At 55.4% G+C, this 13712-nt stretch carries 12 protein-coding genes; all 12 read left to right on the top strand.

Annotation, left to right across the window (positions count from 1 at the left end; all coding sequences use genetic code 11):
- Positions 1–23: 23 nt before the first annotated feature.
- The 12 genes from P156_RS0103620 to rimP all read left to right on the top strand — a co-directional run bounded on the left by P156_RS0103620 (position 24) and on the right by rimP (position 13703).
- Positions 24–1448 carry an aminopeptidase gene (locus P156_RS0103620; protein ID WP_027868963.1) on the top strand — a complete coding sequence of 475 codons (1425 nt, stop codon included), beginning with the start codon at positions 24–26 and terminating at the stop codon, positions 1446–1448.
- The gene (gene nudC / locus P156_RS0103615) at positions 1445–2263 is read left to right on the top strand and encodes an NAD(+) diphosphatase (RefSeq protein ID WP_027868962.1); all 819 of its coding nucleotides are present in this window, start codon (positions 1445–1447) and stop codon (positions 2261–2263) included. Before P156_RS0103620 ends, nudC begins: the two co-directional genes overlap by 4 nt.
- Entirely contained in the window at positions 2263–3177 is a 915-nt protein-coding gene (locus tag P156_RS0103610; RefSeq protein ID WP_027868961.1) for an NAD(P)/FAD-dependent oxidoreductase, read from the top strand. Before nudC ends, P156_RS0103610 begins: the two co-directional genes overlap by 1 nt.
- A 77-nt stretch (positions 3178–3254) precedes the next feature.
- Positions 3255–3959, top strand: a complete 705-nt coding sequence (pyrH, locus tag P156_RS0103605; protein WP_027868960.1) for a UMP kinase — start codon at positions 3255–3257, stop codon at positions 3957–3959.
- Between the two features lie 21 nt (positions 3960–3980).
- Positions 3981–4535 carry a ribosome recycling factor gene (gene frr / locus P156_RS0103600; protein ID WP_027868959.1) on the top strand — a complete coding sequence of 185 codons (555 nt, stop codon included), beginning with the start codon at positions 3981–3983 and terminating at the stop codon, positions 4533–4535.
- 55 nt (positions 4536–4590) lie between these two features.
- Positions 4591–5313 carry an isoprenyl transferase gene (locus P156_RS11430; protein ID WP_034802163.1) on the top strand — a complete coding sequence of 241 codons (723 nt, stop codon included), beginning with the start codon at positions 4591–4593 and terminating at the stop codon, positions 5311–5313.
- Between the two features lies 1 nt (position 5314).
- A complete protein-coding gene (locus P156_RS0103590) occupies positions 5315–6115 on the top strand; it encodes a phosphatidate cytidylyltransferase (RefSeq protein ID WP_027868958.1) in 801 nt (266 codons plus the stop codon).
- 12 nt (positions 6116–6127) lie between these two features.
- Positions 6128–7270 carry a 1-deoxy-D-xylulose-5-phosphate reductoisomerase gene (gene dxr, locus P156_RS0103585; RefSeq protein ID WP_027868957.1) on the top strand — a complete coding sequence of 381 codons (1143 nt, stop codon included), beginning with the start codon at positions 6128–6130 and terminating at the stop codon, positions 7268–7270.
- Positions 7267–8259 carry an RIP metalloprotease RseP gene (gene rseP, locus P156_RS0103580; protein ID WP_027868956.1) on the top strand — a complete coding sequence of 331 codons (993 nt, stop codon included), beginning with the start codon at positions 7267–7269 and terminating at the stop codon, positions 8257–8259. Before dxr ends, rseP begins: the two co-directional genes overlap by 4 nt.
- Positions 8234–9340, top strand: a complete 1107-nt coding sequence (ispG, locus tag P156_RS0103575; protein WP_081818434.1) for a flavodoxin-dependent (E)-4-hydroxy-3-methylbut-2-enyl-diphosphate synthase — start codon at positions 8234–8236, stop codon at positions 9338–9340. Before rseP ends, ispG begins: the two co-directional genes overlap by 26 nt.
- Positions 9337–13086 carry a PolC-type DNA polymerase III gene (locus P156_RS0103570; RefSeq protein WP_027868954.1) on the top strand — a complete coding sequence of 1250 codons (3750 nt, stop codon included), beginning with the start codon at positions 9337–9339 and terminating at the stop codon, positions 13084–13086. Before ispG ends, P156_RS0103570 begins: the two co-directional genes overlap by 4 nt.
- A gap of 137 nt (positions 13087–13223) precedes the next feature.
- On the top strand, positions 13224–13703 hold the full coding sequence (gene rimP, locus P156_RS0103565; protein WP_027868953.1) for a ribosome maturation factor RimP: 480 nt from the start codon (positions 13224–13226) through the stop codon (positions 13701–13703).
- The last annotated feature ends 9 nt before the right edge of the window (positions 13704–13712 follow it).

Here is a 13712-nt window from a genome sequence, read left to right as displayed (position 1 = left end):
ACACAGTGATAGGAGGAAGACTTATGCAAACAGACAACACATGGCAGAAATACACAGAAGAACAGGTTGAGGCCTGCAACGCATTCTGTGCGGGCTATATCGATTTCCTGTCGAAGGGGAAGACCGAGCGGGAGTGCGTGCGGCTGATCAAGGCAGATATCGAGGCGGCCGGCTATCGTCCGCTGACAGAGTACATCGATACAGGGAGAAAACTTGTGCCTGGTGACAAGGTCTATGCCGTCAATATGCACAAAGCCCTGGTCATGTTCCACATCGGCCAGGACCCGATGGAACAAGGTATGAACATTCTGGGGGCCCACATAGATTCGCCGAGAATGGATGTGAAACAGAATCCACTCTATGAGGATGGTGGATTCGCGATGCTGGATACTCATTACTATGGAGGCATCAAGAAATACCAGTGGGTGGCGCTGCCTCTTGCTCTACACGGAGTGGTCATCACCAAAGAAGGCAAGACTATCGACATCTGTATCGGGGAAGACCCGTCAGATCCCGTGTTCTTCGTATCAGACCTGCTGATCCATCTGGCGCAGGAGCAGATGGCCAAGAAGGCGACAGAGGTGATCACCGGCGAGGCGCTGGACATCATCGTGGGCAACCGGCCCCTGAAGGTGGAGAAGAAAGACGAGAAGGATAAGACAGAAGAGAAGAAAGATCCGGTGAAGCAGGCAGTGCTGGAGATCCTGAAGAGAGATCACGGCGTGGAAGAGGAAGACTTTGTGTCTGCGGAGCTGGAGGTGGTGCCGGCGGGTCCGGCCAGAGAGGCGGGACTGGATCGGAGCATGATCCTCTCCTACGGGCAGGATGATCGCGTCTGTGCCTATACCTCCTACCAGGCCATGCTGGAGGTTCCGGAAGTGAAGAGGACCGCCTGCTGCATCCTGGTAGACAAGGAAGAGATCGGCAGTGTGGGGGCAACCGGCATGGAGTCTCGGTTCTTTGAAAACACAGTGGCAGAGGTACTGTCGCTGACAGGGGAATACAGTGAGCTTCGGCTGAAGCGTTGCCTGGCCAACTGCACCATGCTCAGCTCAGACGTGAGCAGTGCCTTTGATCCGACCTACGCCGCCAGCTTCGACAAGAAAAACGTAGCTATGCTGGGGAACGGTATGGTGTTCAACAAGTTTACGGGAGCACGTGGGAAGAGCGGTTCCAACGATGCTAACGCCGAGTATCTGGCACACCTGCGCCGGATCTTTGCGGAAGAGGATGTGAATTTCCAGACGGCAGAGCTGGGCCGGGTGGATCTGGGAGGAGGCGGCACCATCGCCTACATTCTGGCGCTGTATGGTATGAACGTCATCGACAGCGGCGTGGCAGTGCTGAATATGCATGCCCCCTGGGAAGCCACCAGCAAAGCAGACGTCTATGAGACCAAGCGGGGCTATGTCGCCTTCCTGAACAGGGCGGAGAGGATCGGGTTATGATACAGGAGATCGCCCCCAAAGTTCTGGATAATACTTACCGTCCCATGCATCCAGAGGCAGAGGACCCTGTGCTCTGCTATGACGGGGAAGCTGTGGCAGTCCGCAGAGACGGGATGGAGCATCTGACATTTCCGATGCGGAGAGAGTTTTCGGCGTCAGATACGCATTTTCGCTATCTGTTCTCCATCGATGAGGACCACTACTACCTGTATGATGGAGAGAAGCCAGAAGGAATGCCCCAGGAGCTGGTCAGGATGCTTCGGCAGAGAGAAGACAGGGACAAGTGCATGGCGGCAGCTACCGGATTCCATCTCTATAGCTGGTACCGGGATCACAAGTTCTGCGGTCGTTGCGGCGCGCCGCTGGTCCACGATGAGAGAATGCGTATGCTCCGGTGTCCTTCCTGCGGGATGGAGCACTATCCGGTGATTGCGCCAGCCATCATCGTTGCAGTCTATGATAGAGACCGGCTGCTTCTGACCAAGTACACCGGACGTGCATACAAACTTTACGCACTGATCGCCGGGTTCACAGAGATCGGGGAGACCCCTGAAGAAACAGTGAAACGAGAGGTGCTGGAAGAAGTAGGATTGACGGTGGATCATATCCGCTACTGGGGCAGCCAGCCCTGGGGTGTGGATCAGAACCTGCTTCTGGGCTACACTGCTCAGCTGGCCGGGCCGGACCGGGTGCGCATCGACGAGGAAGAACTGGCTGTGGCAGAATGGTTCCGCCGTGAAGAAATACCCATTGGAGATGACTACATCAGTCTCACCAGAGCCATGGTGGAGTCGTTCAAGAAAGGAGAATTCTGATGTATGATGTTTTGATCGTAGGCGCAGGACCGGCGGGAATGTCGGCCGCAATCTACGTACAGAGAGCAGGCAAGTCCTCCATCGTTCTGGATGAGAAAGGATACGGAGGACAGATCGTTAATACGAGAGAGGTGGAGAACTATCCGGGCGTGAAGAGCGTATCCGGCCCTGAGTTCGCCCGGGGGTTGTTCGAACAGGCATCCTCGCTGGGCGCCACCATCAGAGTGGAGAAGGTGACAGGGATCCAGCCCCAGGAGGACGGGACTTTCGATGTGATCAGCGGATCTGAGACCAGAAACGTGAAGGCGGTGATCCTGGCTACTGGTGTCAAGAATCGCAAGATGAACGTGGATGGAGAAACACGGCTGACCGGATCCGGGGTGTCCTTCTGCGCCACCTGTGACGGAAACTTCTTCCGAGGTCAGCAGGTAGCCGTGGTGGGCGGCGGCGATACCGCTCTGGAGGATGCAGAGACGCTGGCTGGCCTCTGCGAGAAAGTGTACCTGGTCCATCGCAGAGATCAGTTCCGCGGCAGCGCCACCACAGTAGAGCGTCTGAAGAAGATGGAGAACGTAGAGTTCGTGTTGTCGACGCTGCCGGTGCGCATCGAAGGGGAATCCGTGGTTGAAGGACTGCGGGTGCAGAACCAGGTGACCGGTGCTTACACAGTGCTCCCGGTCAGCGGTGTATTCGTTGCGGTGGGGCAGGACCCCGACAACAAAGCCTTCGCGGCGCTTCTGGACCTGGACAAAGCCGGCTACATCGTGGGCAGTGAGGATTGCAGGACTTCCAAGCCGGGAATCTTTGTGGCAGGCGACTGCCGCACCAAGAAGGTACGTCAGCTCACCACCGCGGCAGCAGATGGCGCGGTAGCAGCACTGGCCGCAGTGGAGTACGTCAACGAACACCAATAAGGAAAAAGATATACCATCCGTGGCCGGAGTATGATATAATGAATCTGCTAGGTATTGAAAAGTAATGGAGAGAGACTATGGAACCAAAATATAAGCGAGTTCTCCTGAAAATCAGTGGAGAGGCATTGGCAGGAGAAAGCGGCAGAGGAATCGCTGAGGAGATGACCAACAACGTAGCCGAGCAGATCAAGAAACTTGTAGATCTGGGCGTTGAGGTGGCGGTCGTTGTCGGGGGAGGCAACTTCTGGAGAGGAAGAAGCAGCCAGGATATGAACCGGGAGACGGCAGACTACATCGGCATGCTGGCCACGGTCATGAATTCTCTGGCTCTGCAGGATGCGCTGCTGGCTCATGATGTACCGGCGAGAGTGCAGACCTCCATCGAGATGAGGGAGATCGCAGAACCGTACATCTGGAGAAGGGCCCTGAAGGAACTCAGCAGAGGGGAAGTAGTCATATTCGGAGGAGGCATCGGGGAACCTCATTTCTCCACCGATACGGCGGCTGCACTCAGAGCGGTGAACATCGCGGCAGACATGATCCTGCTTGCGAAGAACATCGACGCGGTGTACTCTGATGATCCCAAGACCAACCCGGACGCTGTCCGGTACGAGCAGCTTACCACCAAGGAGGTGGTAGAGAAGGAACTGAAGGTCATGGATCTGACGGCAGCTACCATCTGTATGGAGAACAACATGACGATACAGGTGTTTGGCCTGGCCGAGGAAGACAGCATGTTGCGTGCTGTCTGTGGAGAGAAGATTGGAACTTTGATCAAATAGCAAATTGCAGGAGGTAACACAATGAGCCATTCCACCAAAAGCATCGACGAGAGAATCGACAGGACCAAGGCAGTCCTGAAAGAGAATCTGAATACAGTCAGAGCCGGCAGAGCCAATCCGGCGCTCCTGGATAAGGTCATGGTCGACTACTACGGGACACCGACCCCGCTGAAGAACCTGACCAATATTTCCGTTCCTGATCCGCGTCAGCTGCTGATCACCCCCTTCGATCCCAAATCTCTGGGAGATATCGAGAGAGCCATCAATGCAGCGAACGTGGGGATCACACCCAGCAATGACGGGAAGAACATCCGTCTGGTCATCCCTCAGCTGACAGAGGAGAGACGTAAGGAACTTACCAAGTCCACCAAGAAGATGGGAGAGGAGGCCAAGGTGGCCGTCCGGAACCTCAGAAGAGAGGCGAATGACAGTCTGAAGAAACAGCAGAAGGCGGGCGAGATCACCGAGGATGACCTGAAGGAAGACCTGGACGAGATCCAGAAGAAGGTCGACCAGGCAGTCAAGGACATCGATGAGATGATCGCAGATAAGGATAAGGAGATCATGGAAGTTTAACGCACATCAGAACAAAACCTGCAGGACGGGTTTTGTTCTTGCGTATGGAGAGAAAATGCTGGATTTAGACAGAATGCCCACACATGTAGCCATCATAATGGATGGAAATGGCAGATGGGCCAAACAACACGGCGTCCCAAGGCTGGCCGGTCACAACGCCGGCATGGAGGCCATGAAAGAGATCGTCAGGCGTGCTTCGGATCTTGGGATCAGGTATCTGACGGTATACGCCTTTTCTACAGAGAACTGGAAGCGAAGCCAGGAGGAAGTCTCCGGGATATTCAAGCTCCTGGTGAAGTTCGTCAAGCTGGATCTGGACGAACTGGACGAGAAAAACGTCAAGGTCATGACCCTGGGAGACTACAGTGTGATCCCTTCGGCCGCCCGCAAGAGCCTGGAGAAAACATTGGCCCAGACGGCAAACAACACCGGACTGCAGTTTAACATTGCGATCAACTATGGAGGACGTGACGAGATCACAAGGGCGGTGAACCGCATCGCAGAAGAGATACGTACAGGCAGCCTGGAAGGGGAGATCGATGAGGAGACCATAAGTCGTTATCTGTATACCGGAGACGAGTGTGGGAATGTGCCGGATCCGGATCTGATCATCCGCACCAGCGGAGAAGAACGGCTTTCCAACTTCTTGCTATGGCAGTGCGCTTACTCTGAGTTTGTGTTTACAGATAAGCTCTGGCCAGACTTCACACCGGAGGTGTTCGAGGAGATGATCCAAATCTATCAGAATCGTGACAGGCGATATGGAGGGAGAAAGTAACATGAAGACAAGAATCATATCCGGGATCTGTATGGTCCCCCTTCTGGCAGTGGTGTATTTCGGCGGCTATCTGCTTGCGGCGCTCTGCATATTGATCGGGTTCATGGGAGTGAAGGAGTTCTACAACGGCTTCAATGCCATGAAAGTGCAACCTTCCTTTCCAGTGGCAGTGGGCTCGCTGTTTCTGCTTTACCTGATCCATGGACTGTGGCCGGGAGAACCGGTCTTGCTGGCGGGCTGGCTGGTACTTTCCGTGATGGCAGGGTCCCTGGTGATGTTCGACGTAGAGCATCACACCCCCATGGATGCCATGGCCACCATCGTCGGCATCGTATATATCATCTTCTTCTCGTACCACGTGGTGTTGGTGGACGGTACCGGAGAATACCGGATCATGATCTGGCTGGTACTGCTTTGTGCGTTCGGATCAGATATATTCGCCTATTTCTCAGGCGTGTTCCTGGGAAAGCACAAGATGTGTCCGCACCTGAGTCCCAAGAAGACCTGGGAGGGTGCTGTGGGCGGCGTGCTTGGAAGCGCCCTGGTCTGCGGATTGTTCGGATACTTTCTCTGCCCGCAGTACCTGGTCCACTGTATCATCATCGGGGTCATCGGTTCTCCGATCTCCATGTGCGGTGACCTGACCGCCTCCGCCTACAAGCGGAAGATGGGGATCAAGGACTACGGGAACCTCATTCCGGGACACGGCGGGATCATGGATCGGTTTGACAGTGTTCTGTTCACCGGACCGTTTGTTTACTACTATATCGCTATCGTGATGCAGCATTTTCAGCTGGGATAGACAGGAAGCAACATGAAGAAGATTACTATTCTGGGAAGCACCGGTTCCATTGGAACGCAGGCGCTTTCCGTCATTAGAGACAACCCTGCACGGTTTGTGGCCGTAGGAATGACCTGTGGCCGTAATATTGAGCTTTTCCGGCAGCAGCTGGCAGAGTTTCGGCCCCGTTATGCGGCGTGTCTTCGGAAGGAAGACTGCGAACGGCTGGCCTGGGAGTTCCCCGGGGTGGCTTTCTTCTATGGGGAAGAGGGAATCGATCACGTTGCCACAGAGGACTGTGATGTGCTACTGAATTCCCTGATGGGTATGCGTGGACTGGTGCCAACCTACAAGGCTATCCGTGCCGGGCATGACATCGCCCTAGCCAACAAGGAGACCCTGGTGGCCGGCGGCAGTGTGGTCATGAAGGCCGTCCGGGAGGAGGGCGTGCAAATGCTCCCCGTGGATTCCGAACACAGCGCGATCTTCCAGTGTCTCATGGGGAACCAGGGTAAGAAGATCCGAAGGATCCTGCTCACCGCGTCCGGTGGGCCTTTCCGGGGCTGGTCCAGGAAACAGCTGGAGAGCGTGACCCCGGAGATGGCGCTGAAACACCCCAATTGGAGCATGGGGCAGAAGATCACTATCGACTCTGCCACCATGATGAACAAAGGATTGGAGATGATCGAGGCCAGATGGCTGTTCGATGTAGATATCGATGATATTCAGGTACTGGTACATCCCCAGAGCGTGATGCACTCCGGGGTGGAGTTCTGCGATTCGTCGATTCTTGCCCAGCTGGGCGTTCCGGATATGCGTGTTCCCATCGAGGTGGCGCTGGCGTATCCGGACAGGCTGGAGACTGGTTATGAGAGTCTGGACTTCTTTGGAAAGGCAGCAAGTCTCACCTTCCAGAAACCCGACATGGATGTGTTTCGGTGTATGGGTCTGGCAATCGAGGCCTCCAGAGAAGGAGGCAGCTATCCAGTGGTCATGAACGCGGCCAATGAGATCCTGGTGCAGGCCTTTTTGGACAAGCGGATCGGGTTTACCCAGATCGCGGAGGGAATCCGTCAGATGATGGAGTCCCACGACAAGGTGGAGGATCCGGATCTTGAGACCATCGTTGCCATCGACCGAGAGACCAGAGAAAAGACAGAGAGGATATTGCTATGAAGACAGCGATACTTGCGATCCTGTTGTTTGCCTTGATGATCTTTCCCCACGAGCTGGGGCATTTTCTTGCGGCGAGATTGCTGGGAGTCAGAGTCAACGAGTTTGCCTTTGGGATGGGTCCGGCAATCTGGAAAAAACAAGGCCGGGAGACACTGTATTCCATTAGGATCCTTCCCATCGGCGGTTACAATGCCCTGGAGGGGGAGGATGGCGACTCAGAGGATGACCGTGCATTCTGCAACAAGCCATGGTGGGCGCGCATCATCATTCTGGTGTCCGGTGCGGCAATGAACGTGCTCATCGCGTATCTGGCACTGACGGTGATGTTGGGGATCCTGGGGTTCGCCAGTCTTCAGGTGCAGGAGGTGGTGCCGGAAAGTCCGGCAGCCATCGCCGGGATGCAGCCGGGAGATACCATCGTGGCCATCGATGGACAGCGTACTCGTGATGTGGACGATGTGGCAGAGGTCATCGTCAGGGGGAAGCCCATGACCGTGACCGTTGAACGGGAGGGGAAGAATCAAGACCTTACCGTGACTCCCGAAAAACAAGACCAAGGTTACAAGATCGGTATCACCTGGGGAAGAGAAAGAAGTGTTCTGAAGTCACTTGGCTACGGTGCCATCGCCACGAAGAATCTGGGCGGGATGATGATCGATGCATTCCATCAGTTGTTTACCGGCGGAGTGAAGGCGGACGATGTAGCAGGTCCTGTGGGGATGGTGTCGCTGGTGCATCAGACAGAGTCCAGGGGATTAACCTCCTTCCTGATGCTGCTGGCACTCATCAGCTGGAACCTGGCCATTCTAAACCTGCTTCCGTTTCCAGCCCTGGATGGAGGTCGCATCGTATTCGTCATCATACGGCAGATCACAGGAGAAAAGATCACAGACCGGCAAGAGGCTATGGTGCATGCAGCGGGAATGATTCTGTTGCTGCTTCTGGTGGTGCTGGTCACCTGGAATGACATCAGCAGGCTGCTGCAATGATCAATCCGGGCAGCGTAGCAAGAGGAGTAAGACGATGAGTAAACAGGTAATGATCAGAGATATTCCCATCGGCGGTGGGGCACCGGTGGCAATCCAGTCCATGACCAATGCGGATTCCAGAGACGAGAAAGGGATCACCGAACAGATCGCCAGGCTGCAGGATGCCGGGTGTGATATCGTCCGGCTGGCGGTACCGGATCAGGAAGGTCTGGAGGTGTTCCGCCGCGTGCGGCAGCATACAGATATGCCCATGGTGGCAGACATTCATTTTGATTATCGCCTGGCCATCGGCGCTATGGAAGCCGGTGCGGACAAGATACGTATCAACCCTGGCAACATCGGCTCCGATGAGCGTGTATGTGCTGTGGTCGATGCGGCAAGAGAACGGCAGATCCCCATCCGCGTCGGTGTCAATTCCGGTTCTCTTGAGAAGGATATCCTGGAGAAAAACGGTGGTGTCACTGCGGAGGGACTGGCAGAGAGTGCCCTTCGGAATGTAAGACGCATCGAGGATATGGGCTACGACAATCTGGTGATCTCCATCAAGTCATCAGATGTGGCCATGACCTATCAGGCGCACAGGCTGGCCGCCCAGAACACAGAGCATCCCTTTCATATCGGGATCACGGAAGCCGGTACAGTCCGCCGGGGGAAACTGAAATCCGCTGCAGGGCTGGGCGCATTGCTGCTGGCTGGCATCGGCGATACCATTCGTGTGTCCCTGACCGCAGATCCGGTAGAGGAGATCTATGCGGCCAGAGAGATTCTGGAAGTGATCGGAATGAGAGAACCCAGGTACGATCTGGTGTCCTGTCCCACCTGCGGGCGCACACGGATCGATCTCGCGGCTCTGGCAGAAGATGTGGATCGGCGGCTTGCTGCTATGACCGACCTTCCACCAGGACTGAAGGTCGCAGTCATGGGATGCGTGGTAAACGGCCCCGGCGAGGGAGCATCTGCTGACTTCGGCTGCTGCGGCGGCGACGGCAAGGGGATGATCATCGCCAGAGGGGAAGTCATCAAGACAGTGAAGGAAGAGGATCTTGCAGAAGAGCTGATCCGGACGATTAGAAACGCATGAACAAAGTATTTGTTGACAATATAGATTGGAAGAGAGTCGGAAAAGGACCGGATGATCTTCAGTGTGAGATCCTGGATGCGATCCTTAGCGAGCATACCGGACTCCTGGAACTGAAGGTCAGCCTGGATTTTGTGTTGCCGCAAGAGGCAGAGGAGCAGATCGCGGACAGGATCTCTGTGGAAATCCCCGGCGTCAGCCGCGTGCGTATGCATTTCGTTAGAGAGGATTTGGCCATAGAGGAAACGATTGCAGTGGCTCTGGAAACAGAACGGGTGCTGCGACGCCACAACGGCTACTACTTTGGCCGGATCGATCCCGGGAAGGTCGTCGTAGAAGGGGAGCAGGTCACCATCTTCACAGTGGGGCAGACCATGAGTGAGACTCTGAACCATAGTGCGGCCAGGTTTGTGGACGAGGGGCTATCCGGACTCCTTAAGCGGCCTATCCGTGTCATGTTCCGCAATGACGCGGAGCAGTATGATCTGGTCGAGAAGGAGCTGGAGAACCGGATCATCGCTGAACAGGCGGCGGCACCCAAGCCTGCAGCGGGAGATGCTCCGAAGCCCAGGTCAAGCGCACCTGCCGGGAAACCGGTGGGCACACCCAAGCGAAACAGGCGGCGACGGGGCGGTCTGGGGAACAAGGTGACCGGGAACTCGGTGCCCTTGGCTTCGTTGTCCCCGGAAAGCGGTGATGTGGTGGTTGAGGGGATGATCTTCCACCGAGAGGAGAAACCGATCCGAGACGATCGGCTGGTGGTCTCTCTTGTCATTACGGACAAAGCCACCTCCGCTCGGCTCAAGTTCTTCATCGAGAATGAAAAATGGGCGGAGATCGGAGATACATATAAGGAAGGTACTTATGTGGCTGCAGAGGGCACCACAGAACTGAATCGATTTGACAACCTACTGGATGTGATGATTCGTAACATCGAGGTGCGACAGGCACCCCGGCGGGAAGATCACTACCAGGGAATACACAGGGTGGAACTGCATGCCCACACCATCATGAGCGACATGGATGGAATGAACGATCCGGCACAGATGGTGAACACAGCGGCAGACTGGGGACAGCCGGCGGTTGCCATCACGGACCACGGTGTCGTTCAGAGTTTTCCGGACGCATTCGGAGCGGGGCAGAAGCGCGGCATCAAGGTCATCCTTGGCATGGAAGGATATGTGTTCGAAGACAGGGACCGCATCCAGGAGGACGGAAGCATCGACTACAAGGGAACCCGAAAGGATCCGGTCAAGACCAATCACATCATCCTTCTGGCGGCCAGCCAGGAGGGGTTGAAGAACCTGTACAAGCTGGTCTCCATCTCGCATCTCCACTATTTCTATCGCAGGCCCAGACTTCCCAAGTCGGTGATCCGACAGTACCGGGAGGGGATCATCATCGGATCGGCCTGTGAAGCTGGCGAGGTATACAGGGCAGTACGGGAGAATCGGCCGCAAGAGGAAATCGATGAGATCGCCTCCTTCTATGACTATCTGGAGATCCAGCCGTTGATCAACAACCGGTTCATGATCGAGAATGAGCGGTACCCGGAGGTAAACTCCTGGGACGACCTGCGGGAACTTAACCGCAGGATCATTGCTCTGGCAGACCGGTTGGGGAAACCGGTGGTGGCTACCACAGACGCCCATTATAACGAGCCGGAGTCCGCGATCTTCCGCAACATCATCATGATGGGAAAGGGGTTCAAGGACGCGGAAAACGGAGAAGGCCTCTATCTGCGTACCACCGAGGAAATGATGGAGGAGTTCGCCTATCTAGGAGAGGAAGACGCCTACCGGGTGGTAGTGGAAAATCCCAACAAGATTGCGGACATGATCGACGATGTCAGGCCGGTTCCCAAGGAGAAGTGTCCTCCCAAGATCGAAGGGGCCGAGGAGACGCTGCGAGTCACCTGTATGGAAAGGGCACATGAGATCTACGGGGATCCTTTGCCGGAGATCATACAGACAAGGCTGGATACAGAGCTGAATGCGATCATCAGCAATGGCTACGCGGTGATGTACGTGTCGGCCCAGATGCTGGTGCGCAAGTCCAATGAGGATGGGTACCTGGTGGGATCGCGAGGTTCCGTGGGATCCTCCTTTGCGGCCACCATGGCAGGGATCACGGAGGTAAACCCCCTGGATCCGCATTATATCTGTCCCAACTGCAAGCACCTGGAGTGGGGGGATATGAACCTCTATGACTGCGGCATCGATATGCCGGAGAAGGCGTGTCCCCATTGCGGCACCATGATGCACCGGGATGGGTTCACCATTCCCTTTGCCACCTTCCTGGGTTTCGAGGGGAACAAGGAACCGGATATCGACCTGAACTTTGCGGGTGAGTATCAGGCCAGAGCCCATAAGTATGTGGGGGTCATCTTCGGCGAGAAGAACGTTTACAAGGCAGGTACCGTGTCCGCAATTCAGGAGAAAACGGCGAAAGGCTTTGTGCGGAAATTCGCCGAGGAGACAGGACGGAGCATCAACGAGTTCGAACTGAAGCGGCTGGCCATCGGATGCACCGGTGTCAAACGGACAACGGGCCAGCATCCGGGGGGCATCGTCATCGTACCGGACGACAGGGAGATATACGAGTTCTGTCCCATCCAGCGCCCGGCTAACGATACATCTTCGGACATTATCACCACCCATTTCGACTATCACAAGATCGACTCCAACCTGCTGAAACTGGATATCCTGGGGCACAACATCCCCTCCATGATCCGTCATCTGCAGGACATGACCGGGGTGGATCCCATGGAACTGGATCTGTCGGATCGGACGGTACTGTCCATATTCAATGGTACAGAGGCACTGAAGATCCAGGATCCGGACTACCAGTTCACCCATGGAAGCTACGGGATTCCGGAGTTTGGAACATCCTTTGTGCGGGGGATGTTGGACGATGTCAAACCGGACAAGTTCGCTGATCTGGTGCGTATGTCAGGCTTCTCTCACGGGACAGCCGTATGGCTTGGAAATGCTCAGGACTACATCCGGGAGGGCGTGGCCACCATGCGCGAGGTCATCTCCACCCGTGATGATATCATGAACTATCTGATCTTGAAGGGTCTGGAGAACGAGAAGGCTTTCCAGATCATGGAGGATGTCCGAAAGAAGAATCGAGTCCTGAAGGAAGAGGACAAAGAACTCATGCGGGAGCATGACGTACCCCAATGGTACATCGACTCCTGCGGGAAGATCGAGTACATGTTCCCCCGGGCGCATGCGGTGGCTTACGTGATGATGTCTTTTCGTCTGGCCTGGTACAAAGTCTACTACCCGGCGGAATTTTATGCGGCGACCTTCACCAATGCGGCGGATGATTTCGATGTGGCTACCATCCTGGCCGGCTCTGCGGCCATACTCAGCAAACTGGAGGAATACAGTCATCTGGAGAAGAACGAGCGTAAGAAGAAAGAAGGACAGATCACGGTGTTGGAACTTGTATATGAGATGTACGCCCGTGGATTCACCTTCCGGGATGCCGAGCTGGGTCTGTCGGATGCACTGAGATTCAAGGTGGTCGATGGACAGCTCGTGCTGCCCTATGTGGCTTTTCCTGGAGTGGGAGCATCCGCGGCAGAAGCACTGGCAGATGCCTATGCGGAGAAACCCTTTGGGACCGTGGAGGAAGCCAGGAACCGTTCCAAGGTATCCAAGTCTGTGATCGAGACATTGCGGGAGCACGGTGTGTTCGACGGCATGCCAGAGACCGATCAGTTGACCTTTGCGATCTGAAGCCAGATCTGAGGCTGGCGCCCAAAGGTTTTCCTTGACAGTTTGCCGGATATATGGTAAAGTAATCTATGGAATCGTTAATACAAGGTGCAGAAGAGTGGGCAAACCCCACTCTTTCAGTTTTGTATGGAGGCAGAATGGCAAAGACACAGAAGAACAACATCCGTGATCTGGTCGGCAGAATCCTCACATCTTTCCTGGAGGAGCACGGACTGGAGCTCTATCATACAGAGTTCCGGAAGGAAGGCAAGGACTGGTACCTGCGCGTGTTTATCGACAGGACGGACGAAGAGTATGTAAGTACAGATGACTGTGAGGCGGTCTCTCGATTCCTCTCAGAGGAACTGGACCGGGAGGATCCGATCCAGCAGAACTACTATCTGGAAGTCAGTTCGCCGGGCATGGACAGACCGCTCCTGACGCAGGAGCATTTTGATCGGTATGCCGGCGAGATCGTAGACCTGAAGCTCTACAAGGCCAGAGACGGGCAGAAGGAGTTCCAGGGTAAGCTGATCGGACGGACGGATGGTGTGATCACCATCGAGACAGAGGATGGGCAGACAGTTGCATGCGGAGAGGACGAGACCGCAGGGGTTCGTCTTGCAGTGATTTTTTAGGGGAGGTAA

The organism is Eubacterium sp. AB3007, from assembly GCF_000688015.1.
Classification (GTDB): domain Bacteria; phylum Bacillota; class Clostridia; order Peptostreptococcales; family Anaerovoracaceae; genus Aminicella.
The sequence above is the reverse complement of the archived record's forward strand: the minus strand, read 5'-3'. Positions and strand labels throughout refer to the sequence as shown.

What these genes read in the sequence shown, in the direction of transcription:
- P156_RS0103620 (WP_027868963.1), top strand. Translation starts at nt 24, where the DNA reads ATGCAAACAGACAACACATGGCAGAAATACACAGAAGAACAGGTTGAG.
- nudC (WP_027868962.1), top strand. Translation starts at nt 1,445, where the DNA reads ATGATACAGGAGATCGCCCCCAAAGTTCTGGATAATACTTACCGTCCC.
- P156_RS0103610 (WP_027868961.1), top strand. Translation starts at nt 2,263, where the DNA reads ATGTATGATGTTTTGATCGTAGGCGCAGGACCGGCGGGAATGTCGGCC.
- pyrH (WP_027868960.1), top strand. Translation starts at nt 3,255, where the DNA reads ATGGAACCAAAATATAAGCGAGTTCTCCTGAAAATCAGTGGAGAGGCA.
- frr (WP_027868959.1), top strand. Translation starts at nt 3,981, where the DNA reads ATGAGCCATTCCACCAAAAGCATCGACGAGAGAATCGACAGGACCAAG.
- P156_RS11430 (WP_034802163.1), top strand. Translation starts at nt 4,591, where the DNA reads ATGCTGGATTTAGACAGAATGCCCACACATGTAGCCATCATAATGGAT.
- P156_RS0103590 (WP_027868958.1), top strand. Translation starts at nt 5,315, where the DNA reads ATGAAGACAAGAATCATATCCGGGATCTGTATGGTCCCCCTTCTGGCA.
- dxr (WP_027868957.1), top strand. Translation starts at nt 6,128, where the DNA reads ATGAAGAAGATTACTATTCTGGGAAGCACCGGTTCCATTGGAACGCAG.
- rseP (WP_027868956.1), top strand. Translation starts at nt 7,267, where the DNA reads ATGAAGACAGCGATACTTGCGATCCTGTTGTTTGCCTTGATGATCTTT.
- ispG (WP_081818434.1), top strand. Translation starts at nt 8,234, where the DNA reads ATGACATCAGCAGGCTGCTGCAATGATCAATCCGGGCAGCGTAGCAAG.
- P156_RS0103570 (WP_027868954.1), top strand. Translation starts at nt 9,337, where the DNA reads ATGAACAAAGTATTTGTTGACAATATAGATTGGAAGAGAGTCGGAAAA.
- rimP (WP_027868953.1), top strand. Translation starts at nt 13,224, where the DNA reads ATGGCAAAGACACAGAAGAACAACATCCGTGATCTGGTCGGCAGAATC.